Origin of the sequence: Leptotrichia hofstadii (genome assembly GCF_007990525.1) — a bacterium.
In the GTDB taxonomy this organism is placed as follows: domain Bacteria; phylum Fusobacteriota; class Fusobacteriia; order Fusobacteriales; family Leptotrichiaceae; genus Leptotrichia; species Leptotrichia hofstadii.
In genome coordinates, this window is the sequence record NZ_AP019823.1 from 2,485,790 (window position 1) to 2,511,589 (window position 25,800).

The following is a 25,800-nucleotide window of genomic DNA, read 5'->3' on the forward strand; positions in this document are numbered from 1 at the left end:
AACATAATTAGCCTTTCATATTCAGAATTATTTTCATCAAAATTTTCATTTTAATAATTTTTCTAATCCTAATTCAAGCAATGTTTGCTTTTCCCGCCAAATAATATATTCATCTATACTTTTATGTCCTTCTTTTATTTTCTCTTTTAATATCAAGGCTTCTTCCATAATATTTTTTACCCAGTCCCATTCTTTTTCTTCTTGTGGGTAATTATTATATTCTTCTTCAACTTTTTTAATATACGGAATAATTTCATTATATTTTTTAAATTTTGCCATTAACGTTGCTTGTGATATGTATACATATATACGATCACATCCTTTTTGATTGAGATTTTGTTTTATTATCGCTTTTTCTTCTTCCAAGTTTTCAAACCATTCATAAAGCTCATTCTGAATAATTTTCAACATTTTTTGCATACTTACTTTTATCGTCTCTTCATCACTTAAATCCCACCAGTAATCCCAACTGATACCTGAAAAATTTCCTAATCTGCCACCTACACCTATAGAATCTTTAACTGCTTGACAACATGTTAGTGTAATAAAAAAATTTACTGTAACTCTGTCATAATGTCTTTGAAAATTTAACCCTTCTAAAAATCCTAATTTATTTAATCTATAAAAATTTATCGTTCCTTTTTTATAAAAACCGTCTTTTTTTAGTGGTTTATCAAAATATTCCTTAAAATTCTTTTTGTAAATTACATTAAATTCTTTTGTAGTTAATTCGCTCATAAATTCTCCTATTCCATAAATATTATACTTTTTATTTTATAAATCCAAGTTTATCAAAATCCAATTTCTTCTTAAAAAATTCCTCATATATTTTTAAATTTCGTCGTGTTACTGTGACACACTCAATCAAAAAATACTTGTTAAAAATATTTAATAATTCAATGAAACTTATTTAAACCAAACTCAAAAAAAGGTAGAAAATTTTTCCATCCTTTTTATTTTTTCTTATAATGAGAACCGCATTGCAAAAACCAGATTTCACCATTTTCTATTTTATAAACAATTCTATTTCCTTCATTAATTCTCCTGCTCCAGTAGCCAGACAGTTCATGCTTCAAGCCTTCAGGTTTTCCGATACCAGCATATCCATTTCTATCAATGTCTTTTATAAGTTCCAATATTTTTTTGAAAACTTTCTTATCATTTTTCTGCCAGAAAAGAAAATCTTCCCATGCTTCATCAGACCATCTTTTTACCATTACAGCACCTCGCGAACTGTTCCACCAGTTTTTTCAATTTGTTCCTTTGCTTTTAGAAGTCTTGTGATATTTTCTTCACTGTAGAAATAATCGTCTTTTTCTGACAAGTCAATTTCCAGTTTTCTCTCTCTAACCAATTTTTTGGCTGCCATTGTAAAAAAAACAGGTAATGTTATTCCCAATTCTTCGCATACATTTTCCAAATCAAATTTTAAATTATCGTCTAATTTAAATGCATAAGTTGTTTTACTCATTTTTATCACCCCTATACATAAATATATATAACAATTATAGCATAAAAATTATAAAAAATAAAACTTTTGTTATATGCATAACAGTAAAATTACTTAACTTCCGCAATTTCTCCACGCACAGGAAAAATTGCACTTAATAACGACTTCGTATATGGATGTTTTGCTTTTTCAGAAATTTGTCCGCCTTCTATTACTTCCACTACATCTCCGTGGTACATTACTACGATTTCGTGTGCAAAAGATTCTATCAGTGCTATGTCGTGGCATATAAAAATCATTGTTATGTTTTTTTCTTTTTGTAGCTTTACAAGAAGTTCCACTATGTTTTTTTGAATGGAAACATCAAGCGCGGAAGTTGCCTCGTCGCATATAAGTATCTCTGGCTCAAGCGAAATTGCTCTTGCGATTCCAAGCCTTTGTCTTTGCCCACCACTCATATTTTGTGGATACTTTGTTACGAATTCTTCAGGTAAGTCAACCATTTTAAGAAGTTCTATAGCTTTTTGCTTTCTTTCTGATCTTTTTAGTCTTCCGTAGTTCATTAATGGCTCTGTGAGGATTTGCATAACGTTCATTTTTGGATTAAAAGCTGACCATGGATCTTGAAAGACTATCTGGATATTTTGTCTATTTTCCCACACTTCCTGTTTTGTAAACTTGCTTATATCCCTTCCGTGATACAAAATCTCTCCAGAAGTTGGCTTTTCCAAGTCCATAAGCATATTTACAAGTGTGGTTTTCCCTGATCCTGATTCTCCAACAATCCCCAAAGTTTTTCCTTTATGAATTTTTAAATTTACGTTGTTACAAGCCACTACTTTTTTATCATTTGATTTTTCATAAATTTTTGTAAGTTTTTTTGTTTCAAGAATTACATCATTAATATTAGACAAGCCTTTCACCTCCAATTTCAGGCACAGCTTCTAGCAATTTTTTAGTATATTCACTTCTTGGATTTTCTATAACTTCGTTCTTATTACCTGCATCAACGATTTTTCCATTCTGCATAACAATTATTTTATCTGAAATATATGCCGCAACTCCAAGATTATGAGTTACCATTATGATAGAAGTGTCAAATTTTTTTCTGAGATCCATTATTTCCTTTACTATTTGAGCCTGTGTTATAACATCTAATGCACTTGTAGGCTCATCTGCCAGAATAATTTTTGGATGGAAAGTTAGTGCCATTGCTATTCCTACACGCTGTTTCATTCCACCTGACAGTTGGTGCGGGTAGCTTTTCATAATGATTTCAGGATCTGGCAAGTTTACTTTGGAAAACATATCTTTCGCTTTTTCTTCAGCTTCTTTTGTTGACATTTTAGAATGTGTCTGAATGTATTCGACAAACTGTTTTCCTATTTTTCTTATTGGATTAAGAGTTCCTCCTGAATCCTGTGAAATCATAGTTATTTCAGTTCCTCGCAGCTCCCTCCATTGATTAAGGCTTTTACTGAGCATTGATTCCCCATTATAAATTATATCGCCTGAAATTATTTTCCCTCCATTTGGCAATAGTCCCAAAATAGAAGAAAGAACGGTAGATTTTCCACTACCGCTTTCCCCCACAATTGTTATTATTTCACCTTTTTTCAATGAAAGAGAAAAATTTTCAACTACTGGAAGCTTATCTCCATACTGAATTGTCAAATCTTTTATCTCCAACATAAGTTCTCCTTAATTAGCTTTTGCTACATCTTTTGTTATCCAGTAGTAATCCATTGGATACATTTTAAGCCCTGTTACCACTTTGTTGCTGTAAAGGAATGTAGTTTCATATCCAAAGAATAATGTCGCTGCATCGTTCATTATTAGCTGCTGTATTTTTACAACAAGATCTTTTCTCTTAGCTTTGTCAAATTCTTTTGATAATTCATCAAGCATTTTATCAACTTCAGGGTTTGAATAACCTGTTTTGTTTGTTTCTGCTTTGCTGTACCAGTTTTCATGCAAGTATTTTTCAGGATCTCCAGTATTTGCAGCAAGTACGTTCCAAATTAGCATATCAAAGTTTGAATCGTCTCTCATGCTCAAAACTGTTTCATAGCTTACAGGTTTTAACGTAACTTTTATACCAATTTCTTTCATGTCAGTTTGAAATGCCTGAGCATAAATTTGCAATTCTTCTCTACTTGTATAAATTACAAAGTTCAAGTCAATTTTTGATCCATCAGGACGTTCTACAAACCCATCTCCATCCACATCTTTATATCCTGCATCTGCTAATATTTTCTTAGCACTTTCACGGTTATAGGCATTTTCATCTTTTAATTCATTAAATCCGAAGTCCAATGTTGGTGGAACTGGTGCTTTTCCTGGAGTTGCTCCGCCTTGTAATAAGTTTTTCGTATAATTTTCTCTATTTGCACCTCTTATTATTGCTTCTCTTAATACTTTGTCCTTCAATCCCTTAGTTTGGTTCATAAAGGCATAAGTTGATCTTAATGATTTCAATTCATTTATTACAATATTTTTATCCCCTTCAAAATTAGCCTTATTAGTAACTTTCAAGTTGTATGCCACATCAATTTCTCCTGATTTTAGCGACAATGCTCTTGTATTTTGATCATTTATATCTTTAAATGTTACTTTTGCCAGTTTTGCTTTTCCATTCCAGTAATTTTCATTTCTTACAACAACTGTCTGTTCACCAGGCTTAAATTCTTGAACAACAAACGGTCCTGTTGATATTGGCCCTTTTTGAGCAAATTCATCTGTATTAACTGATGTGTCAACTATTAAGAACAACGGATCTGCCAATGATTCAGGCAATATTGCTACAGGCTCTTTTGTTTTTATTTTCAATTCTTGTCCATTGGCTTCTATCGAAGTATATTTAAAGAATGATTCTGCTCTTTTATTTTTAGCAAATACTCTTTCTATTGATTTTTTTACTGCCTCTGCTGTCAATGGATGTCCATTTGAGAAAGTTACTCCATCTCTTATTTTAAAAGTCCACTCTAATTTATCATTACTTAATTTCCAGCTTTCAGCAAGCAATGGCTGCAAGTTACCTTTTTCATCAAAAATTGTCAAGTTCTCTCCAACACCATAACGAGTTACAACCCAGCTAAAGTACTGATCCGTAGGCTCAAGAGTATCTGCAAACGAAGTTACTCCAACTACAAGTTCATCTGGATTAGTTTTACTTTTTCCAGAACCGCCTTTTCCACCACATGCTACAAGCAGCATCAATACTGCTAAAATTAAAATTAAAAATTTACTTTTACGATTTTTTAACATTCTTTTCTCCCTATATACTTTATTTTTTGTTACTTTTTTATTTTTTCAACTTATTCACTTTTTATATCAACTAAATCTCTTACCGAATCTCCCAGCATATTGAATATAATTACAACAATTACTATTGCTAGCCCTGGATACATCATCATCCAAGGAGCTCTGCTAAGTGTTGTTCTACCTTCATTAAGCATTGCTCCCCACTCTGGTGTTGGAGGCTGTGCTCCAAATCCTAAAAATGAAAGTGCCGCTATTTCCAGCATTAATGTTCCCATATCTGAAACTGCTGTTACTATCATCGTTGTAATCATATTTGGAATTATATATTTAAATATTATTGAGTAATCCCTGCTTCCTGTTATTTTTGCCGCTTCTACATACAGTTCCTGTTTTATTTTAAGGACCATACTTCTTGCAAGCCTTGCGTATTTTGTCCAAGTAACTGCCGCTATTGCTATAATTGAATTTTTCACGCTCGGATTCAAAAGTCCAGCTATCGCTATAGCAAGAATTAATCCTGGAAATGCAATCATCATATCTCCAAGTCTCATTATCACCGTATCAACAATTCCTCCAAAATATCCTGCAAGCACTCCCAGTATAGTTCCTACAGCAAAAATTATGAACATCAAAGTCAAAGTCATGAATATTGAGTATCTTGAACCATATATAACTCTTGAGAATAAATCCCTTCCAAGCTGATCCGTTCCAAAAATATACTGTTTTGATGGACGTTGCAAACTTGGCGCTAATTGTTTAAAAGGATCATTTGGCACTATAAATGGTGCAAAAATTGCAATTAGTACCACAATAATCGCAAGTGCCAGAAATATTTTCAGTTGTGTATTTTTTCCCATAAATTTCAATTTGTTCAAGTTTAAATTACCTCCTCAACTCTTGCATCTAGATATTTATACGAAATATCAACTGCGATATTTACTATCAGGTACAAAAATGCGATTATTAGCACATAAGACTGAATTAGCGGATAATCCTGAGCTGATATTGCTTTTACTGCCATTCTTCCCATTCCTGGCCAGTTATAAACTATCTCTACAACTGCAGTTCCTCCCAGAAGGCTTCCTAATGAAAGTCCTAGAAGCGTTATTATAGGCAGCATTGCATTAGGCAATACATGTTTCCACAAAATATCACGTTCTTTTATTCCCCTCATTCTAGCCCCTGTCACATAACTTTTTCCAAGTTCTTCAAGGAATATGTGTCTTATTTGACGTATATACTTAGCAGACATTGCTATCGCTATTGTTAATGCAGGTAAAATCATTGATCCAAAATCAGCATTTCCGCCTGAAACTGATACAAGTCCAAGCTGTACTCCAAATATGCTCAAAAATACTAGTCCTAACCAAAAACTTGGCACAGACATTCCCATGAATGTCAACATTCTTATTAAATAATCCTGCCATTTATTTTCTTTTACAGCCGCAAGTATTCCAGTCGGTATTGAAATTACGCACATTAAAAACAGTGCCATAAATGAAAGGGACAATGTTGGAATAAATGCCTGCGCTATCTTTTGAATTACTGGAATCCTTAACGAATAGGACTTCCCAAAATTACCTTGCAGAACTCCAAACAGCCATTTCCAGTATTGGATATAAAAAGGCTTATCAAGTCCAAGTTCAGCTCTTGTCTGTGCTAAAAGCTCCGGTGTAGGAAGATGTCCGCATTCTGTAAGCATAACTTGGGCAGGATCTCCTGGCGAAATATACATTAGACAGAATGTAAAAAAGCTTATCCCAAAAAGTACAACTAATATCTGTATAACGTATTTTATTATTTTTTTATTCTTTGCCATTATTTTATAAAATTTCCTCCTTTACAAAATTTATATTTTGTACAAATTAAAAAATCCAACTCAGAAAGTTGAATCAAATTTTATATATTAAAACCAGATGAAAAGTATCTATGTAAATTTCCAGCAGTCTTTATATATTAAATTTTTCCCTTCCCGAAAAATGTAACTTTATTATATAGGCAAGTCTCCTGACTAACTTCATCCTACTCGTATCCTTCCCAAAATATAATGATATTTTAGTGGTTTTCATACTTTCGTCAGTATCACAGTAGAGGTGGCTGTACCAGATTCCAACTGGTTTCCTTATTAAGTTTATGCAACACCTATAAAATTATAAATTTAAAATTATTCTTTTATTATATTAATAAACTTCTTCCAGTTTATCCATGAACATTTTACGTATAAACTCATATTCTCCCATTCCTTTTAATAAAGGCGTTACTTTATATCCTTCATTTTGAAGAATTGTTTTCCACGAATCTTCCTCATCAGAAGCCATATCATTTTTAGCGTGATCTCCAGCTACTATCATAAATGGCTTTAACAATATTTTTTTAAATCCTCTCCCTTTTAATTTTTGAATGACATCTTCAATTGTCACTTGCCCTTCAACAGTAGCTATGAAAATATTATCTTTCCCAGCTTTCAGATATTCCTCCTGAAGCCGTTGATATGTACTGTCTGCTGCACTTTCGGAACCATGTCCCATAAACACAATGGCATCATTCCCTTCTGTACTGTTAAACTCTTCGTCGTTTACAACTTTTTCAAAATCTTCATCATTTATTAAAAGTGGTTTTGAAATTTTTCCATATTTATCATTAAGTTTTGCATACTCTATTCCATCCAGAATATGCAGTGACATTGTTACAATCTCATCATAACCTTTATTTTTCAAAGCTTCCAGTCCTTCATTCTGATCAAATATGTGAATTCCTTCCTTTCTTTCCACTATTCGTCTTATAACTCCCGATGTATAAGCTCTTTCCACTTTTTCGCTTCCATATTTAGCTCTTACTTCATTTTCAATCAAATCAAGGCATTTTTCTCTCGTATCCTTGTGTGATGTTCCAAAACTCGTTACTAAAACTGCTTTTTCCATAGACACTTCCTTTCATTCTTAAAGTTATAGATTTTTTACCTTCAATTTTCCATTTTATCTAAAACTAAATTTTTACCTCCTTTCTACAATATTATAACAATCCTGCTAACCTACTAATGCTTCAATTTCTCAATTCTTCTGAACCCCATTAAGATTGACTAAATCCTAAAACTAATATAGTTGTATTAGTTTAAGTTTGACAACCAAACTATTTAATCTTCATACTTACATTATAATAATTATTTGTTTTTTTTGCAACTGTTTTTTTACAGTCTTTTAATATTTTTGGATTTACAAAAAAAATTACATATCTAGAAATATCTGCTGTTTATCAATGTTTTTTCGTTTTGTTTTTATTTTTTCATATTTTATGATTAAATTATGATTAATATTTATTTTTATTTATTTTCAGAAGTAAATTTTTCAGCTCTTTTAATTTTTCTGACAAATGCACTCTTTTTATTTTTAATTTTTCTCCATATACTTTTCTCACAAGCATCAAATTACTGTCATAATATTTTTTTGCCTTTTTCAACTCCAGCAATTCATAATTTTCTGCAATTTTTTTACCATCTGAAATATAATCAATTGTTAATTTTTTAATATTTCCTGTATCTTCCAGCTTTTCATCTTCCAATGCTATGACATCGTAAAAATCATTGTTTTCATAGACTCTATACAAATCCTTGTTTCCTGGCAATGATGTTTTGCCACTTTCATCAGAAATTTTCATTACGTCATTTTTATTAATTTTAGACATTTTATAGACAGTGCTTATTTCTCTTTCTGGCAATGCTATGGCATCTCCTACTCCAAATACATCAACTTCTGCCTGATTTTTTATTAGATTTTCTATTTTTTTATCGTCAAGTCCACTCGTTAATACAATTTTCGCCTTATAGAGTCTATTTTTATCAAGAATTCTTCTACATTCTTTCGACAATTTTTCCAAATTTCCCGAATCTATCCTTATTCCATACATTCCTTCGTATTTATCATCTATGCCATTATCTTTAAATGCCTTTACAGCACTAATTATTCCACTCTCAAGAGTGTCATAAGTATCAATTAGCATTATAAGAGCCTGATTTTTGTTCCTATACATTTTTATAAAAGCGTCAAAAGCCTTGTATTCAGCACTTTCTCCCATTCCAAAAGTCTGGATAAAGCCATGTGTCATCGTTCCTGTACTTTTCAAGTCATAAAGATATTCTGCCGCAAGATTTGAGTGAGATATGCAACCGGCTACATAGCTAGCTTTTGTCATTGTCATCGCTGCATCAAATCCAGCTGTTCTTCTTGTTCCAAATGAAAGCACTCCCCTTCCTTCAGCCGCTAGCACAATTTTAGAAGTGACTGTTGCCGCAAGTGTCTGAAAATGAAGAATATTCAAAATAGGCGTTTCAAGGATTTTCCCTTGTATAAGTGGAGCAGTAATCGTTAGTATTGGCTCATTTGAAAATACAATTTCTCCATCTTGTACCCCTTTTATCGTACCTGTAAATTTCATATTCGCAATATATTCGATAAAATCAGAATTATCAAATATTTTTGACAAATATTTCTTCTTGTCCTCATAAGAAGTTTCGTTAAGTATCTCGATAAGCTCAAGAACATCAGATATCCCATACACTACAGCATAGCCATTTTCTTCTTTTGTACGTAAAAATACATCAAAAGTTGCAATTTCATTTTGCATATTATTTTTTAAATAAATCTCACTTTCTGTGTACTGATACCTGTCTGAATTTAAAAATTTAAAAAATTTTTCCATAAAATAACCTCATTTTGTATTTTTTTCTATCTTTATCAAGTAATCTGTTTTATACATTATATTTTCTAAAATAAGTAAAGAGGCTGTTATTGTTGTATCATTTTACAGCCTCTATTTTTTATGCTCATTCTATTTTTTTATAGTTTCTTCCCAATTTGCAGGATAAATTACATATAAAAATCTTGCAAAGTTAGGAGCACTAAATTTTATTTTTGAACCTTTAGGAATTAAAATAGCATCTCCTCTATTTCCTGTAACTTTATTTCCATCAACTATGATTTCTAATGTTCCATCTATTACATAGTCTATCTCATCATAGTTCAATTCCCAATCAAATGTAGATTCTTCCATTTCCATAACTCCACAGCTTAATCTTCCACTTTCCTCAATTGAAAATACGTCTGTTAGGAACACTTTGTCATTTGGATTTCCTGTATCAAATTTTTCTGGTTTTACAGTAGGAATTTTAACAACCCCAACTCCACTTTTATCAATATGTTTTTCAAATCCTCCAACTTTTCTCTTTAATTCTTCTTGTACTACTTTTCTAAGTATTTTTTCTAATGTTTCTCTGTCTAAATTTTTTAAATCCATTGTTCTTCCTCCCAAATTACTATATTAATTTTCAGGAACGAATAATCCCGTTTGTTCGCTTCTTATTTGAATTAATGCTCTTGGATCTTTTGCTAAGTCATCAAGCTTTCCTTTTCTTTTCATAAGAAGTAAAATTTTTGTACCTTTATATTCAGAAAGCATGTTAGCATCTCCTATACTGTCACCTGCAACTAAAATAGGATCTTTTCCACCATGTTTTGATTTTATGTATTTATTTATTACTTCAACTTTTCCTTTAGTTTGTGTTTGTGGATAACCATGTTTGTACTCAGCTCTATATTTATTTCCATTCATCTCAAGACGCATTCCGTAAACACTGTCAGCACTCAAATTATACCCATAAGATTTATCATTTGCGAAAACTTTTACTATATCTTCAAGAGACGCTGAAACTATATACACTTTTATACCATTTTTCTCAAATTCATGAAATAAGTTAGCTGTTTCAGGCTGAGTTCTTAATCCACTCTTATATTCATATCTAACTTTTCCAGCTTCACCTGTCAACTTATCACTTGATTCAAGAACATATTTTCCAAGTTTATTTCCTATTCCAAAGTCATTAGCTTCTTTTGCCAATTTTTGCACTTCTTCTACAGTCATATTATCAAACAGGTAAAGAACCCATGGATAAGCAATATCATGAGAAAAACTTCCACCTATTGCTTCATAAAGAAATGCCAATTTCCCTCTAAAGTCTTTAAATTCTTCTGTAGCTTTTATTTTTTCCAAAGACATTTTTTTATCTTTTATATAATTATTATAAAGGAAAGTATATCTTTTATCTAAATCATTTGCTATTTTTGTGATATTAATAGCTTGCCCCTTCACATTTGAATATTCCTTGTCAAAATTATCTAATGGAATATCTTTTCTAATTGCCTTTGAGAAGGCAGCAGGCGTCATTTTAAATCTTAAATTATCTATCTGGTATCTAAACAGATTTTCTTGCGTATCTTGATAAATTGATGTATAATCCCAGTCAAAAACAACATAGTTTCCTTTATTCTTATTTTCATCTATAAGTTTTGACAAGGCTGCCCTATTTTTGGGAACCCACCTTAATTCATCTAAATTAGCAGCTGATAAAACAGATGCCATAACTAAAAATACCAATAATCCAATCAATTTTTTCACATTAAGTTTCATATTTCATCTCCTCAGATAATCATTTTTTCACATTTTTATTTTGCAGTTTCTTTTTTACAGAATAATATTTTTGCTACAACTATCGCTGTTACTCCTGCCACTAATTTTCCAACTATCATTGGGAATACCATTGTTTTATTATATCCAGCAGTAAATCCTAAATGATCTCCAAATACAAATGCAGCACTTACTGCAAAGGCAACATTCATAACTTTTCCATTTGCATCCATATCTTTTAAAATTCCAAACATTGGAATATTATTAGCCAAAGTTGCAACGAAACCAGCTGCTCCAGCCTCATTCATTCCTAAACTTTTTCCTATAGCAGTCAATGGTTTTTTAAACACTTGTGTTATAAAATGTACCAGCGGGAATGCTCCTGCAAGAACTATTGCAATTCCACCTACTACTTTAAATCCTTCATCTATCGGATCCATTCCTCGAATTAGAATTACTTTTTTGTCTGTCAATTTTTCAATAATTGCCGCAATTAAACCTATTGTAATAACTGTCACTACAATTTGTCCAAAAATTGAAAATCCTTTTGTCATTTTTTCAGGTATTTTCCATAATCCTATACAAATTAATACTGCAAATATTATAATCGGAACTAAGTTTCTAAGTACCATTCCAATTGGAAATCCTGCTGCAAGCCCTCCAGCTAGACATCCTAAAGGAATAGTTGTTATCCCTGATAATATCCCTTTTGCAAGAAATGGCTTATCTTCTTTCTCAATAATTCCCAAAGCAACAGGAATTGTAAACACAATAGTTGGTCCCATCATTGACCCTAAAATAAACGCTGCAAATAATCCTGATTGAGGATCTTTTGCCATACTTAATGCAAGCGGTGCTCCTCCCATATCATTTGCAAGCAATGTTGTTGCAAACATTGAAGGATCTGCTCCTAATGCTGAATATATAGGTCCGACAATAGGTGTTAACCATTTTCCTAGAACAGGAGCTAATGAAATAATCCCAACCATTGCAACTGCAAGAGAACCCATTGCCATAATTCCTTCTTCAAATTTTTCACCATAACCAAATTTATTTCCAATACATTTATCTATTCCACCTATTACCATGAATAAAACCATAATATAGATGATAATTTCATTAATACTCATTTTGTCCTCCAAAATCTATTTTTTATGAAGTTTATTTTAATGTACTCAAACTTCATTAAAATATGACCAAAAAATCAAATTATTTTGAAGTTTGAGTAAAATTGAATTAATAATTTAATGGATTATCTGCCACAGATTTTACTGCTTCAGCGAAAGCATCGCACGCAGCTTTACATGCTGACTGACTTCCTGTTAAAAGTGCTCCACCAAAGTTTGTTTCTGAAGGTGGTCCAAAGAATGCAACTAAACTTACATCTGCTGCTTTTAATGCAACATCTAAAGCGTACATTGCTTCAAGTGGAGGTGCTATTAGGTATGCTAATGATTCCCCTTCTGCAATTCCTGCTGTTTTTGATAAATAACTTCCTGTTCTTGATACACAATGTGCATAATATGCAATGCTATCATCATCATTTGCACTTATGAATGCTCCTTCATTTTCAATAAAGTCAACTGCTGCAGCTAGTCCACTTTTTACTTCCGCAGGAGTAGGCCCTGACAATATTCCTATTACTTCTCCTGCAAGTTTTGTATTCGCATTTGCAGCTCCACCATAGAACGATTTTCCGTAAACTACATCAACTACAGCTTTTTTTGTAGCTTCATCAAGTGCAGTATATGTAACATCATCACAATCTGCTGTTATAATTCCTATACTTCTATGTCCTTCAGGTAATTCCAGCTCTTTAGCCATATCATTATCTACATTTGGAATTAATCTTACAGCTAGTACATTTGCTTTTAATCTATCGCCTTTCATTGTTCCTCCTAAAGTTTTTAATTTTTATTTTTTATTAAGTTAATTTATAATTTTAAATCTTGTCCACTTGCTTTTGCATCAATTACTTTCTTAATTAATGTAGCAACGTGAGCTCCTGCTTCTGAAGATGGAGTTCCATCCTTATGAATATTTGAAACAACTGTTCTTTTTGCTTCAGAAATTCCAGGACGAGCCTTGTAAGTAATGTAGGCACTCATACTTTCCGCAGTTGTAAGTCCAGGACGTTCTCCTATTAATATACAAACTACATCAGCATTTAAAATTTCTCCAACATGATCTCCTGCTCCAACTCTTCCATATTTGATAAAAAATGGTGTTCCTGTATCAATTCCATATCCTTTAAGTCCATTTAACAATGCAGGTATTATATTTTTTGCATTTGCTTCAACTGCAGTTGAACTTAATCCATCTGACAATAATATTTGAACTGTTGGATTTTTTTTACATTTTTCTTCTATTGTCTTTATTCCTTCTTCAGAAATTCTTCTTCCTAAATCAGGACGTGTGATATATTGATCTCTGCTTTCACATTCAGTAGTAACTTCAAACAATCCAAGTTCATCAAGAAATTCTGTAGGCACGTCATTGAACACGGCATCTTGCGCTGCAGCGTGGTCTGCTCTTAATCTTAACAAAACTTCTGTTCTCATTCTTGTTCCAGCTCTTCCAATTCCAAGTCTTGCAGATGTTTTTTGTTTTAACTTCATATATTCTTCTCTGTCTTCAGGATTATCCACAAGCATTTGATCTTTTATGTTTATTTGTCCAATATCTCTTACTTCTCCGTTTACAATATGAGGATTTTCACGTGGCTCCTCTCCACTTTCAATATAAACTGAGCTTGTACTGACAACTGGCGCTTTTTCTTCCACAGCTGTTACTGGTTCATTTACTTTTATTTCACCTATTATTTTTTCGATTACATCTTTTAGTTCTCTTTCTGATAACATTGATTTTTCCTCCCTATTTTAAGAAAATTGAAGCATCTCCGGCTCTATCTGTAAGTTTTCCATCTTTCATTATTCCCATTTTTTCTAACCATTGTTCAAAAGGTTTTATAGGTCTTCTGTTACATAGTTCTCTTAATGTAGCATCATCATGATAAGAAGATGTTTGATAGTTAAGCATTATATCATCTCCTGCAGGAATAGCCATAAAGTAGTTACATCCTGCTACTGTTAATAATACTTTCAAGTTTTCGATATCGTTTTGATCGGCTTTCATGTGGTTAGTGTAGCAAGCGTCAACTCCCATTGAGATTCCAGTAAGTTTACCCATGAAATGATCTTCAAGTCCAGCTCTTATTACTTGTTTACTGTTATACAAATATTCTGGTCCAATAAATCCAACAACCGTATTTACAATAAATGGATCAAATTTTTTCGCAAATCCGTAACATCTTGCTTCCATTGTAACCTGATCGCAACCATGGTGAGCATCTGATGACAATTCTGAACCTTGTCCTGTTTCAAAGTACATTACGTTAGGTCCTGTCGCTGTTCCGTGTTTTAATGCCAAATCTCTTGCTTCCTGAATCATTGTTCCATTTATTCCAAATGCTTCATTTCCTTTTTCAGATCCTGCAATACTTTGGAAAACTAAGTCTGTAGGTGCTCCTCTTCTAATTGCTTCCATTTGTGTAGTTACGTGAGCCAATACACATATTTGTGTAGGAATTTCCCATTTAGTTTTTATTTCATGGAATCTGTGCAACACTCTCATAACACTGTCAACACTGTCATCAACTGGGTTTAATCCTAGCAATGCATCTCCTTGCCCAAAGCTAAGCCCTTCATAAGTTGAAAGCATAATTCCATCTGGATCATCTGTTGTATGGTTAGGCTGTAATCTTGTAGCAAGTATTCCTTCTCCACCTATTTCAGTATTACAGAATTTTTTAATTCTTATTTTGCTTGCTCCTTGAATAAGGTCCATATTACTCATAAGTTTAGCAACTGCTGCCACCATTTCACTTGTAAGACCTTTACTGATTCTCTTTATGTCGTCACCACTTGTATGAGAATCTAAAATCCATTCTCTTAATTCACTTACAGTCCAGTTTTTTATTTCTCCATAAATTTTTTCATTTACAGCATCCTGTATGATTCTTGTAACTTCATCTTCTTCATAAGGTACTGCAGGATTGTTTCTTAAATCTGCCAATGTCAATTCAGCCAATACAGCTTTAGCAGCCACTCTTTCTTCTGCTGTGCTTGCACTTACTCCTGCAAGTTCGTCTCCTGATCTAAATTCACTCGCTTTGTTCTGCACGTCTTTTACAGATTTAAATTCATAAGTATGTCCGAATAATTTAGTTTTTAATACCATTGTTACATGCCACCTCTCTAAATTTTTTATTTAATAACTGAATACCAATGTTTTTATTACAACAGGTAATACATTTCCATTTCCTAGCGGCGCTCCTATGTCAATATAATCTCCATCTCTTACTTTTACACTGTCTATGCAAATTATATCATAACCATCAAGCGCAAGTTTCATACATTGTCCCAATACTTTTGCCATATCATTTTCAACTATAACGATTACAGGATGAGTCTTGTCATGTTTCCTTTTTATAACATCTGAAATCACTGAAGATAGCTCCATTATGTCAGTATATGCCATATTGTGTTTACCTTTAAAGGCAAGTGCCACATTTTCAATTTCACTTTCAGAGTTAAACCAGTTTAGTTTACTTTCAATAATATTTCCTAGTTCATTAATTGGCAGCTGCTCGTCTGCCTCAGACATTTTCAGTACAGGAATATTTTTTATTGGAAAAATTCCTTCAGTATAAGTTATTGTACTTCCACTTATCTCTGTCGTATGGCTTCCTGCACCAACTACTGTCGCTCCAATTGTTTCACTTAATTTCAGAGGCTCTATATTTAACTCTTTCAGGACTTTTACCAGTTCCTCTCCAAGTACTACCCCTATATCATTATATTTGTACAAGTCCTTTTCAGTTTTTCCATAAACGAAATCTGCAACTCCTCCAGTAAATGAATAATGCTCAATGCTGCCATTACGTTTTCTGAAATCTTTATATGTTACTATTTTATGGTACAAATCTGTTTTTGGCAAAAGTTCAATACTTTCAAGAATAAGCTGTGCCATTCTTCTCGTTATTTTTCTCAAATCCTGTTCGCTTATTTTTCTGCCCAATTCCAATTTTACATTTACATCAGCAGCAATATCGTACATTTTTTTGAAAATATAACGTGTATTTCCATTTTCATCAAATTTTACAAGTCGTCCTCCAATGTCAAGACAGGTTGTATCTTCCACTTCTCCTCTGTTGAAAACTACAATGTTTGTAGTTCCTCCCCCTATATCAAAGTTTACGATACTTGTATTTTTCTCATCAGAATATCCGTAAGCTCCCGAACCTTTTCCAGCAATAATACTTTCCAAATCAGGTCCTGCTGTCGCAACAACGAAATCTCCTGCCATTCCACTAAGAATTTGCAGTACTTCCTTGGCATTTTCCTTTCTTGCCGTATCTCCTGTTATTATTACAGCCCCTGTCGAAACATCTTTGTATTGAATATTGGCTTTTTTGTATTCAGATTCTATTATTTCCTTAACCTTTTTTGCATCTATTTTTGTTTCAGTTTCCAGCGGAGTAATATAAATGTCACTTCTATATATAACTTCTTTTCCTATTATTTTAAGCTGAGGCGCTGTAAATGCAGTTCCTCTGTTTTCTATATAAATTTTTGAGAAAATAAGCTGAGTAGTAGAAGTTCCAATGTCTATTCCTACACTTAATATTTCTTCTATCATTATACAAGACTCCTTTGTCTTCATTAATATTTAATATAAAGATAAATCAATTTTCAAACCCAAAACTGATTTCAGTTCCCTTATTACCAGTCTTTATATCCAGATTCCCATAAAGTTTTTCCTTTACAAGACTTTTCACAATCTGCAATCCGATACTCCCTTTTTCAAAGTCCTTTTCGTCCATTCCAATCCCATCATCACTTATGAAAATACGGGATTTCATCTCTCCACTTTTTACTCTAATTGTTATATGTCCTCTGCTACGCCCCTTAAAAGCGTGCTTTATACAATTTTCCACAAGTTCATTTACTATAAGTGCAATTGTTGTTGCCTTGTCCGAATTGATTTCAAAATTATCTCCGATTACATCTATTTTTAGTTTTAAATGCCCTTCCAAATTTTCTCTTACCGAATTTTTCAGAATTTTATTTATAACTTCCTTTATTTCCAATTCATCTAGTCCATTCTGAGCAAGTAATTCGTGAGTAACTGATATACTTAATATTCTGTTTATACTGTCACTAAATGCCGTTTTTACAGCTTTATCATCTGTTTTTCTTGCCTGTATCCGAAGCAAACTTGCAATGGTTTGTAAATTATTTTTTACTCTGTGATGAATTTCTTTAATTGCAACTGATTTTAAAATCAGCTCCTTTTCCTTGATTTTAATTTCTGTAATATCTTTTATAAATAAAACGACATTTTTAACATCTTTCGTTTCCTTTACCAGTATATATTCCAAACTCAAAACCATATTTGATATGTTTACATCTGATTTTTCACTTACTTTTCCACTTAGCACATCCTCAAATTCAACATCATCAATTACTATATTATCAAATTTTTCTCCAAGGAAAAAATCCTTATAGCCAATCTTCCTGTATACATATTTAGCTCTGGAATTAGCATATATGCACAGACCCTCTTCATTAAAAATTATAATTCCATCATTGATGTAGTCGATTATTTTACGTTCCCGCAACATTCCAACAGAGCTCATAAGGATATCATCAGTCGCATTATTAAGAAAACTCAGTTCCTTGTTAATATTTTCCTCATTCATGCCCTCTTCGACTATAAGAACAGCTATTATTTCTCCAGATTCCTCATCACTTCTTATAGGCACTACATTCTGCGTTACACTTTTATTTTCCTGTGTCAATGCCTTATAATCTCGTGATGGATGTCCAGTTTCGAGAGTTCTTAATACCGCAGGCTCATTTTTTCTATAGGCAAATTTCCCTACAACGCTCTGAGTGTAACTCGAACCCCGTCTTGGATTTGCCTCGGCAACTACAATCGCTGTATCTCTATTTTCCGTCATACAATCAATAAATACGTCTGCTTTTAATAACTTGCTCATAACTGGAAGCCCTTCACATATTTTCTCCAGCTTTTCAATATCTTTGTTTGAAAGCTCCGTATATTGTTTACATATCGTTCTAAGCATCTTCATCTCCAGATAAAATTATAATATCGGCTATTTTTCCCATATCGCACCTTTTGTTCATACTAAGTGTTCTTATGTACTCGTATGCTTCATTCTCAGTAAAATTCCTTGTTTTCATCAAAATACTTTTGGCTATATCAATTTTTTTTCTATCCTCCAGCTTTTGACTTGTTTTCAAATATTTTTTCTCCAGTTTTTCAAATTCTTCCTGTTTGTTAAATATAATCTCCAGGTTAGGAATAAAGGATTTTTCGTCGATGGGTTTCACTATATATCCTATTATTCCTATATTTTTTGCTTCCTCTATAAATTCTTTGTTGGAATATGCTGTAAGTAAAACAATACCTCTAGACAATTTTTGCTCCGTTATTACTTTTGCTGCCTTCAATCCATCCAGTATTGGCATTTTGACATCCATTATTACAAAATCAGGATTATATTTTTTGCTCTGCTCTATAGCATCAAATCCGTCACCTGCCTCAGCAACTACATCATAATTGGCTTCTCTAAGTATTTCACAAATATCCATCCTTGTTATCGGCTCATCATCTACAACTATTATTTTTCTCATTTTTTTTCCTTTTCCTCGAATTTAATATAAATCTTTCAATAACTGCTTCATTTCAATTCTGTTAAATCGTCTAGGATTTTCCCCTGTACACAGATCATTTTCTATCTGATCAATGATACTTTCCATTTCAGAAAAATATTGTTCCTCCGGGATTCCTAGTTCTCTTAAATTATTTGGTATTCCCATTTTAGCCGCTCTCATTTTGATGGCTTTTGCTAGCATTTCCACACCTTCTGCATCTTCTTTAGGTGTAAATCCCAACGCTTCAGCAATTTCACGGTAATATCTTGCCGCATTCTTATTTTGTGCATTAAACTTTATAACTTTTGGCATTATTACTGCATTAAGCCGTCCATGCGGCTTATGAAATCTTGCCCCTAGCGAATGTGCTATGCTGTGGTTTATTCCTAATCCTGCATTGCTGAATGCTACTCCTGCCATGCACGAAGCAATCTGTAAATCAATTCTTTCCCTTTCCAGCCCAGGATTTTCAAAATTGCTTACCAAATCAGCAAAAACAGTTTTTATTGCTCCTAGCGCAAGTGTATTTGTAAACAGATTTCTAGATCTTGAAACATATGCTTCTATGGCGTGTGTCAAAACATCCATTCCAGTGTCTGCAATTATTGATGGTGGAAGAGTTTTTATAAATTCTGGATTTAAGATTGCTATATCTGGCAGCATTTCACTGTCACTTAGTGGTATTTTTTTATCTTTTGTTGTAACAACTGCATAAGATGTTACTTCTGACCCTGTTCCGCTCGTTGTAGGGATTGCAATAAATTTTGGCTTTTTATTTTGTCCAATTGCCTTTTTTATCTGATTTGTAAAATAAATCATTGATTTGCAGGCATCTATTGGGGAACCTCCTCCAAGTGCTATTATGCAGTCAGGATTATATGCGCTTAATTCCAGCATTCCGTTTATAATTTCCTCATCAGTGGGATCAGGCTTTACATCCGAATATATTTTAGTTTCTATTTCCCGTGATTTTAAAATATTAACAACTTTATTTGTAACTTTTAGTTTTACCATATTTTCATCTGTAACTAAAAATACTTTTTCCATTTCCAGCGTTCTTAATATATCCAAAGAATTAGCACCATAATGAATATCCGGTTTTATTTGAAATAACCCCATTGAATCCACTTCCTTTCTTATCGTAATTCTTTTAATTTGGATAATATTTTTTGGACTGTTTCAAAATCTGTTATTTTATAATCTTTTACAAGTATTTCAATAACTTTTCTTTCTAAATCCCCACAGTCTTTTTTTATTTCATTTTTTACTTTGTTTTCTGATTCACAGTTTGATTCACAGAAAGATTTTTCATATCTTACTTCGACTCCCTGTTCCCTAATTATGTCCTTTGCCCCGGGAGTAATAATCATATCAGCCTGAACCACTAATTCCTTGTTTTGAACAAATTCAGAAAGATTTTTTACCGTAATCAATCTTTTTTTCATTTTTTTACTCCTTTTCCGACTCCAAACTGTCTATTATTCCTACAATAGTTGCATCCACAGGGGTTTCAGCGTCAAATATATGTCTTGCAGAACTTCCTGTAACAATTATTACCTTGTCACCTTGTCCAGATCCAATGTAATCTGCCGCTACCATTTTTCTGCTTCCATGCCCTTCGCCAGTTCCTTCTACTTCAACTACCATAAGTTTTAATCCTTTTAGTTTTTCATCCTTCCTTGTTGCCCAGACATTATCCACAACTTTTCCAATTAACATACTATTGTCCTCTTTCATAGTATAATTCAATACTATTTTCTTTTATATAATCCATTGCAAGGGAAGTTACTTTAGATTTTGCATCAACTTCAAGCATCTGATTTTTTAATCCTAGCTTTCTAAGTCTGCTTTCTGTTATCAATCCCTTCAAATAAACCTTTTCTTTTGCACAAAAAATATTTTTAACTTCTGTTCTTTTCACAACCTTTATTCCAAATTCCTTTACTTTCTCAAGATATTCGTCGTAAAGATTAATTAACACAGCAGGCTTAGTATATTTTTTATATTCCAGCCCTTCTTCTACAAGAATAACTTGTGAATCATTAAAAAGAAACTCCGTCATAATACTTTTTCTACCTTGTGAAAGATCTATTAAATCATTTATTCCAAGAGTTGATACTACAAGCACTTTTTTATTTTCATTTTGTCTAACGTCTTCCCATGTGCTGTCCAGCTTTACATTATCCATAAATGATATTTCATTTTTAAGTTCATCCTTCAAAACCTCATCATTTCCCAAAAAAACTGTTATTACAGATTTTTTAGAAATTACCTCATTATTTTCAGATAATTTTTCATTTTCCCTTTTTTCAATTTCCTTTAACACTTCCCTTGCAAGCACTTCTATCAAATTTTGAGTATCCATTTTATCTCCTCATCATATTTTTTAGAGCTACTTTTCAATACTTCCAGTCACTCCTGAAATATACCCGCAGGAATTGGCTTCATCAAAGTCTATATGCATGCTCAGTCTAAAGCTGTCCCTTACTCTTATCAAAACATCATCAAATATTAACGGTCTGTCGCTGTGAATTTTTACTTTTACAGTTTCACCGTCTTTTACAGAAAATCTTTCTGCGTCTTCTCTTGTCATATGAATATGTCTTTTGGCAACAATAACACCTTTATCCAGATGCACATATTTATCTCCTACACCCAGTAATATTCCCGGTGTTCCTTCAATTTTTCCACTTTCTCTTATTACTCCCTTGACTCCTATTTCACGGCAGTCAGTAAGTGATAATTCCACTTGAGAAAAATTTCTGCATGGTCCTAATATTGCAACATTGGAAAATTCGCCTTTTGGTCCGATTACCCTAACTCTTTCCTTCGCCGCAAATTGTCCTGGCTGTGATAAATCCTTTACAGGAGTCAATTCATAACCTTCTCCGAAAAGTGCTTCTACGTGTTCCTTTGTAAGATGCACATGTCGTCCCGAAGCCTCAACCATAAAGGTATCATCTTTTTCTGCACCCATTATTTCCTGTAATTTTTCTCTTATTATTCTCTCCAATTCATTTCTATCCATAATATCTCCCAATTCGGAGCTTATGATTTATAATCTCCGTTATTCGCTTTTAACATCATCAAGTACAATATACTGCTCAGACGGTTTAGTGCCTTTAGCATGTCTACTCTTTCCGTCTTCCCTTCCTTATAAAAAGCATCTACTGCAGCAACTTCACACTCTCTTGACAAAGCTCTAAGACAGTTTATATCAATGACTGTTTCATCAAAGTCAGCATTTATTTCAAAGAGATGTCCTGTTTTGTAATATTTAATTGTATTATGAGTTATATCTTTTAATGTATCAATGTCATATCCAAGAACATCTCTTTCCTGAAACGGTGTATCGGTCATCTCACTTATAAACAAGTCTCTTACAAATCTGTATGCCTGTGCAAAGTCACTTTCTAATTTTTTATTCTTTTCATATTTTTTCCAGTATCTTATTACCTCAGCCTGCAAGATATCAAACTTACCTCGCAAAACAATTCTCTTATGATTTTTTACAACAAGTTCATTTCCAAACAGTTGAGTCATAAATTCAGGCTTTTTATCATAAGTTGCTCCTGTAATATAGTCTTTATACTGTCTTTTTGGAGAGGCTTTTTCTTCGGAAGTATTTGCTTGAGAGTCTTTAACTCTGTTTGCATTGGCTGATTCATTATTTACAACTTGCTCCTGTGATTTTTTTATTCTAAAATCAATTTTTTTTACATTTAAAAACTCTCTTGCTGACGGTGTAAGGATGTCTTTTTCAGTTATTCGTACTTTTTCAAGCTGCCCTTCCTTATCTAATTTTCTAAGCATTCCTTCTGTTATAACAGGCATTTTTTATCACACCCTATCTATTTTTTATAATTCCGTCCAATACTTTTCTTATGATATCTTCAATTTCATTTTCGTTCACTCGTGAATTATCAACTGAACATGTATTTACACATGAACCTTCTTCTTTCAATTCTTCCAGTTCCTTTGTACCGTAAGCTACTCTTCTAATGTTTATAAGATTTAATGGTCCAATATTGTCAGAAGTTGCACTTCCTCCAACAGTTCCACATCCTAATGTAAATGCAGGTAAAAGATTAGTTGTTGCTCCTACTCCTCCAAGTGCCGCAGCTGTATTTACAAGCAGTCTTGACACAGGTTTTTTCAATGAAAATTCTCTTACGATATTTTCGTTATTTGTGTGCATTGACATTGTATGTCCGATTCCTTCATTTTCAAGAATTTCTATACATTTTTCACATGCTTTTTCCCAAGTTTCTTCTGTATAAAATCCTAATACAGGACATAATTTTTCTCTTGAATATGGATTTAAATGAGAAACTTCTGTTTCTTCAGAAACAAGTATTTTTGTAGTTGTAGGAACTGTTATCCCTGCCATTGCAGCTATATATAAAGCTGTTTTTCCAACTATTTTTGGATTCATTGTGTTGTTTGCACGCATAAGGATGCTTCCAACTTTATTTCTTTCATCTTTGTTAAGGAAGTATGCTCCTTGTCTTTTTAGTTCATCTACTACTTGATTTTTAATTACTTCTTCTGTAACTATTGATTGTTCTGAAGCACAAATTACTCCATTATCAAAAGTTTTACTGTCGATAATTCTTTTAACAGCTTTTCTTATATCAGCACTTCTTTCAATAAACGCAGGTCCATTTCCAGGTCCTACTCCTATTGCAGGTGTTCCTGAACTATAGGCAGCTTTTACCATCGCTTCTCCACCTGTTGCAAGAATTAATGAAGTCTTTTTATGTTTCATAAGTTCTTGTGTAGCTTGTAATGTAGGTGTTTTTATAACTCCAATAAGTCCTTTTGGAGCACCTTTTCTTTCAGCAGCTTTTATCAAGTATTCTGCAGTCTTAATTATACAGTCCTTTGCATTTGGGTGAGGACTTACAATTACTGCGTTTCCTGCCTTTAATGCTATCATTATTTTATAAATTGTTGACGAAGTAGGATTAGTTGATGGAATCAAGGCTGCAATTATACCCATTGGAACTCCTATTTCAGTTATTCTTTTTTCCTTGTCATCAAGAATTATCCCTTTTGTCTTCTGATCTTTTATAGCTTCATATACTCCTACTGAAGCAAGTCTATTTTTTAGAACTTTATCTTCCCAACGTCCAAATCCTGTTTCTTCATTAGCAAGTTTTGCTAGCTCAACTTCATGTTTTTGAGCTTCTTCACAGATTTCCCTTACTATTTCATCAATTTGACCTTGCGAGAACTGACTATATTCTTCAAATGCTTTACTTGCGCTATTTAATAAATCTCTTACTTCTTGTATTGATTGTAAATCTTTATCCATAGTTTGTCCTTTCTATAAATAATCACTGTTATCTGATTACTTTAAGTTCTCTTATTCACCCTCAACTACTCTTGATTTAGGCAATATAGCTTCAATTTCAGTATGAGGACGAGGAATTACGTGAATTGAAATCAATTCTCCTACTCTTTCAGCAGCCGCAGCTCCTGCATCTGTTGCAGCCTTAACTGCTCCTACATCTCCTCTTACTAATACTGTTACTAGTCCTCCACCTACGTGTTCTTTTCCGATTAGAGTAACATTTGCAGCTTTTACCATTGCGTCTGCAGCTTCTACTGCCGCTACCAATCCTTTAGTTTCAATCATTCCTAATGCATTTAATGTTGCCATTTTTATTCCTCCTGATTATTTTTTATCAAAATCTCTATTAATTTTTTCTTTGGCATTGTCTTTATCTGGTTCCATGTGTACCCAAGTTTAAGACTGTTTACTTTTGTCTTTAAATCTGCCACCTTCATGTCCTGATAATGTTTTTTTGCCTTTTTTATTTCTTCTTTTGTTTCTTCATCTTTTTTTTTTAAAGTTTCTGTTACTGAAACTTCTTCGTTTTCCTGAATAATACCGTTCTGTTTTTCTGCTTCTTCATTTTCTGTTATTTCCTGAATTACTTCTTCCGCTTTTTCTTCCGTTTCAATTTTTTCTGTAAAATCTTCAGATTGTTCTTCAGTCACTTGATTTTTATTTTCAATATCTGAACTTTCATCCACTGCCTGCTCAACCACTTCTTCCGGAACTGTTTCGACTTCGATTTTTTCATTTTCATTGTCTAATTCTTCAATAATTTTTTGATTATCTTGCACAGTGTCAGTTTTTTCATCAGATTTTTTTCCAATATCACTTATCAGAATTTTCTTTGTTTCAGAAGCCACTCTTGCAATAACGTTACTGCTCAGGAAATTTCCAAGCCTTTTGGCACTTTCACTTGCGGCATCCACAGCGGCATTTACAGCAGCTACATCTCCCATAACCTCAATGGTTACAATTCCACCTTTTACATAATAGCAGTTTGTAAGTGTTACATTTGCTGCCTTCAAGGCGGCATCTGCAGCTTCTATTGCCGTTACAAGCCCCCGCGTTTCCACATATCCGTATGAATCCATCTATCTATCACCTTCTTGTCTACTCGGAAGCATCTTCCAAATATTTTACAAGCTCCTCAATTCCTTCGTTTTCATAAGAACTTACAACAAAAACTTGTTCAGCTCCTGCATTTTCCAATATTTCACAAGCCTTTTTCACATCTCCGCCCAAATCAGATTTAGTTACAATTCCAATTACAGGCTTTGTAAAAGCTGTCGAAAATCCTGGCGGAAACACATTATGCTCTTCGTCACACGCTTGTACCATTCCGATAACATCACAATCATACGAGCTTACAATCAGCGCTTTGTAAAGCATTCTATTTTCCATATATTCGCCTGGAGTGTCAAGTATGTCGTTAGAATACGTTAACATTTGAGTTTTTTCATATTTTATATCCAGTCCATGTATTCTCTGAGTCAGTGTTGTTTTACCGCACATGGATTTCCCTATTAAAAGTATTCTTTTCAATT

General features: G+C 32.9%; 29 protein-coding genes and 1 riboswitch. All 29 genes read right to left on the reverse strand.

What is annotated here, in order from left to right; genetic code table 11:
• Positions 1 to 45: 45 nt before the first annotated feature.
• On the reverse strand, positions 46 to 738 hold the full coding sequence (locus FVE77_RS11780) for a DUF4304 domain-containing protein (RefSeq protein ID WP_026745901.1): 693 nt from the start codon (positions 736 to 738) through the stop codon (positions 46 to 48).
• A gap of 215 nt (positions 739 to 953) precedes the next feature.
• Entirely contained in the window at positions 954 to 1,217 is a 264-nt protein-coding gene (locus tag FVE77_RS11785) for a Txe/YoeB family addiction module toxin (protein WP_021743468.1), read from the reverse strand.
• Entirely contained in the window at positions 1,217 to 1,471 is a 255-nt protein-coding gene (locus FVE77_RS11790) for a type II toxin-antitoxin system RelB/DinJ family antitoxin (protein ID WP_026745900.1), read from the reverse strand. Before FVE77_RS11790 ends, FVE77_RS11785 begins: the two co-directional genes overlap by 1 nt.
• An 89-nt stretch (positions 1,472 to 1,560) precedes the next feature.
• Positions 1,561 to 2,364 carry an ABC transporter ATP-binding protein gene (locus FVE77_RS11795; protein ID WP_051254482.1) on the reverse strand — a complete coding sequence of 268 codons (804 nt, stop codon included), beginning with the start codon at positions 2,362 to 2,364 and terminating at the stop codon, positions 1,561 to 1,563.
• Positions 2,357 to 3,142, reverse strand: a complete 786-nt coding sequence (locus tag FVE77_RS11800; protein ID WP_026745899.1) for an ABC transporter ATP-binding protein — start codon at positions 3,140 to 3,142, stop codon at positions 2,357 to 2,359. The genes FVE77_RS11795 and FVE77_RS11800 overlap by 8 nt, the downstream gene beginning before the upstream one ends.
• Positions 3,143 to 3,151: 9 nt before the next feature.
• Entirely contained in the window at positions 3,152 to 4,717 is a 1,566-nt protein-coding gene (locus FVE77_RS11805; protein WP_051254481.1) for an ABC transporter substrate-binding protein, read from the reverse strand.
• A 50-nt stretch (positions 4,718 to 4,767) separates the two neighbouring features.
• On the reverse strand, positions 4,768 to 5,589 hold the full coding sequence (gene nikC, locus FVE77_RS11810) for a nickel transporter permease (protein WP_026745897.1): 822 nt from the start codon (positions 5,587 to 5,589) through the stop codon (positions 4,768 to 4,770).
• Between the two features lie 2 nt (positions 5,590 to 5,591).
• A complete protein-coding gene (gene nikB, locus FVE77_RS11815; protein WP_026745896.1) occupies positions 5,592 to 6,533 on the reverse strand; it encodes a nickel ABC transporter permease in 942 nt (313 codons plus the stop codon).
• A gap of 161 nt (positions 6,534 to 6,694) precedes the next feature.
• Positions 6,695 to 6,875: riboswitch (cobalamin riboswitch) on the reverse strand.
• 19 nt (positions 6,876 to 6,894) lie between these two features.
• Positions 6,895 to 7,635 carry a sirohydrochlorin cobaltochelatase gene (locus tag FVE77_RS11820; RefSeq protein WP_026745895.1) on the reverse strand — a complete coding sequence of 247 codons (741 nt, stop codon included), beginning with the start codon at positions 7,633 to 7,635 and terminating at the stop codon, positions 6,895 to 6,897.
• 385 nt (positions 7,636 to 8,020) lie between these two features.
• Entirely contained in the window at positions 8,021 to 9,409 is a 1,389-nt protein-coding gene (pncB, locus tag FVE77_RS11825; RefSeq protein WP_026745894.1) for a nicotinate phosphoribosyltransferase, read from the reverse strand.
• A gap of 129 nt (positions 9,410 to 9,538) precedes the next feature.
• Positions 9,539 to 10,003 carry a cupin domain-containing protein gene (locus FVE77_RS11830; protein WP_006805296.1) on the reverse strand — a complete coding sequence of 155 codons (465 nt, stop codon included), beginning with the start codon at positions 10,001 to 10,003 and terminating at the stop codon, positions 9,539 to 9,541.
• 24 nt (positions 10,004 to 10,027) lie between these two features.
• Positions 10,028 to 11,173, reverse strand: coding sequence for a haloacid dehalogenase-like hydrolase (locus FVE77_RS11835; protein ID WP_081690297.1), 1,146 nt, complete (start codon positions 11,171 to 11,173; stop codon positions 10,028 to 10,030).
• 35 nt (positions 11,174 to 11,208) lie between these two features.
• Entirely contained in the window at positions 11,209 to 12,300 is a 1,092-nt protein-coding gene (gene eutH, locus FVE77_RS11840; RefSeq protein ID WP_026745892.1) for an ethanolamine utilization protein EutH, read from the reverse strand.
• Positions 12,301 to 12,406: 106 nt separating this feature from the next.
• Positions 12,407 to 13,060: an ethanolamine utilization microcompartment protein EutL gene (gene eutL / locus FVE77_RS11845; RefSeq protein WP_006805299.1), complete on the reverse strand. Its 654-nt coding sequence runs from the start codon at positions 13,058 to 13,060 to the stop codon at positions 12,407 to 12,409.
• 44 nt (positions 13,061 to 13,104) lie between these two features.
• Positions 13,105 to 14,031 (reverse strand): ethanolamine ammonia-lyase subunit EutC, encoded by a 927-nt coding sequence (eutC, locus tag FVE77_RS11850; protein ID WP_026745891.1) that lies wholly within the window; start codon positions 14,029 to 14,031, stop codon positions 13,105 to 13,107.
• Between the two features lie 13 nt (positions 14,032 to 14,044).
• On the reverse strand, positions 14,045 to 15,409 hold the full coding sequence (locus FVE77_RS11855; RefSeq protein WP_026745890.1) for an ethanolamine ammonia-lyase subunit EutB: 1,365 nt from the start codon (positions 15,407 to 15,409) through the stop codon (positions 14,045 to 14,047).
• A gap of 30 nt (positions 15,410 to 15,439) precedes the next feature.
• Positions 15,440 to 16,870 carry an ethanolamine ammonia-lyase reactivating factor EutA gene (gene eutA, locus FVE77_RS11860; protein ID WP_026745889.1) on the reverse strand — a complete coding sequence of 477 codons (1,431 nt, stop codon included), beginning with the start codon at positions 16,868 to 16,870 and terminating at the stop codon, positions 15,440 to 15,442.
• A 46-nt stretch (positions 16,871 to 16,916) separates the two neighbouring features.
• A complete protein-coding gene (locus FVE77_RS11865) occupies positions 16,917 to 18,320 on the reverse strand; it encodes a sensor histidine kinase (protein WP_026745888.1) in 1,404 nt (467 codons plus the stop codon).
• Positions 18,313 to 18,891, reverse strand: coding sequence for an ANTAR domain-containing response regulator (locus tag FVE77_RS11870; protein WP_006805304.1), 579 nt, complete (start codon positions 18,889 to 18,891; stop codon positions 18,313 to 18,315). Before FVE77_RS11870 ends, FVE77_RS11865 begins: the two co-directional genes overlap by 8 nt.
• 21 nt (positions 18,892 to 18,912) lie before the next feature.
• Positions 18,913 to 20,031: a 1-propanol dehydrogenase PduQ gene (locus FVE77_RS11875; protein ID WP_026745887.1), complete on the reverse strand. Its 1,119-nt coding sequence runs from the start codon at positions 20,029 to 20,031 to the stop codon at positions 18,913 to 18,915.
• A gap of 17 nt (positions 20,032 to 20,048) precedes the next feature.
• On the reverse strand, positions 20,049 to 20,357 hold the full coding sequence (locus FVE77_RS11880) for a hypothetical protein (protein ID WP_006805306.1): 309 nt from the start codon (positions 20,355 to 20,357) through the stop codon (positions 20,049 to 20,051).
• A 4-nt stretch (positions 20,358 to 20,361) separates the two neighbouring features.
• Complete coding sequence (locus FVE77_RS11885; RefSeq protein WP_026745886.1) at positions 20,362 to 20,631, reverse strand: EutN/CcmL family microcompartment protein; 270 nt, start codon at positions 20,629 to 20,631, stop codon at positions 20,362 to 20,364.
• A 1-nt stretch (position 20,632) separates the two neighbouring features.
• Positions 20,633 to 21,277: an ethanolamine utilization protein gene (locus FVE77_RS11890; RefSeq protein ID WP_026745885.1), complete on the reverse strand. Its 645-nt coding sequence runs from the start codon at positions 21,275 to 21,277 to the stop codon at positions 20,633 to 20,635.
• A gap of 27 nt (positions 21,278 to 21,304) precedes the next feature.
• Positions 21,305 to 21,940, reverse strand: coding sequence for an ethanolamine utilization phosphate acetyltransferase EutD (gene eutD, locus FVE77_RS11895; RefSeq protein WP_021768571.1), 636 nt, complete (start codon positions 21,938 to 21,940; stop codon positions 21,305 to 21,307).
• Positions 21,941 to 21,960: 20 nt separating this feature from the next.
• On the reverse strand, positions 21,961 to 22,746 hold the full coding sequence (locus FVE77_RS11900; RefSeq protein ID WP_026745884.1) for a cobalamin adenosyltransferase: 786 nt from the start codon (positions 22,744 to 22,746) through the stop codon (positions 21,961 to 21,963).
• Between the two features lie 13 nt (positions 22,747 to 22,759).
• A complete protein-coding gene (locus tag FVE77_RS11905; RefSeq protein ID WP_026745883.1) occupies positions 22,760 to 24,229 on the reverse strand; it encodes an acetaldehyde dehydrogenase (acetylating) in 1,470 nt (489 codons plus the stop codon).
• Between the two features lie 51 nt (positions 24,230 to 24,280).
• A complete protein-coding gene (locus FVE77_RS11910; protein WP_021743445.1) occupies positions 24,281 to 24,577 on the reverse strand; it encodes a BMC domain-containing protein in 297 nt (98 codons plus the stop codon).
• 2 nt (positions 24,578 to 24,579) lie between these two features.
• Positions 24,580 to 25,347: a BMC domain-containing protein gene (locus FVE77_RS13030; RefSeq protein ID WP_026745882.1), complete on the reverse strand. Its 768-nt coding sequence runs from the start codon at positions 25,345 to 25,347 to the stop codon at positions 24,580 to 24,582.
• Positions 25,348 to 25,366: 19 nt separating this feature from the next.
• Positions 25,367 to 25,798, reverse strand: a complete 432-nt coding sequence (locus FVE77_RS11920) for a EutP/PduV family microcompartment system protein (RefSeq protein ID WP_026745881.1) — start codon at positions 25,796 to 25,798, stop codon at positions 25,367 to 25,369.
• Between the last annotated feature and the right edge of the window lie 2 nt (positions 25,799 to 25,800).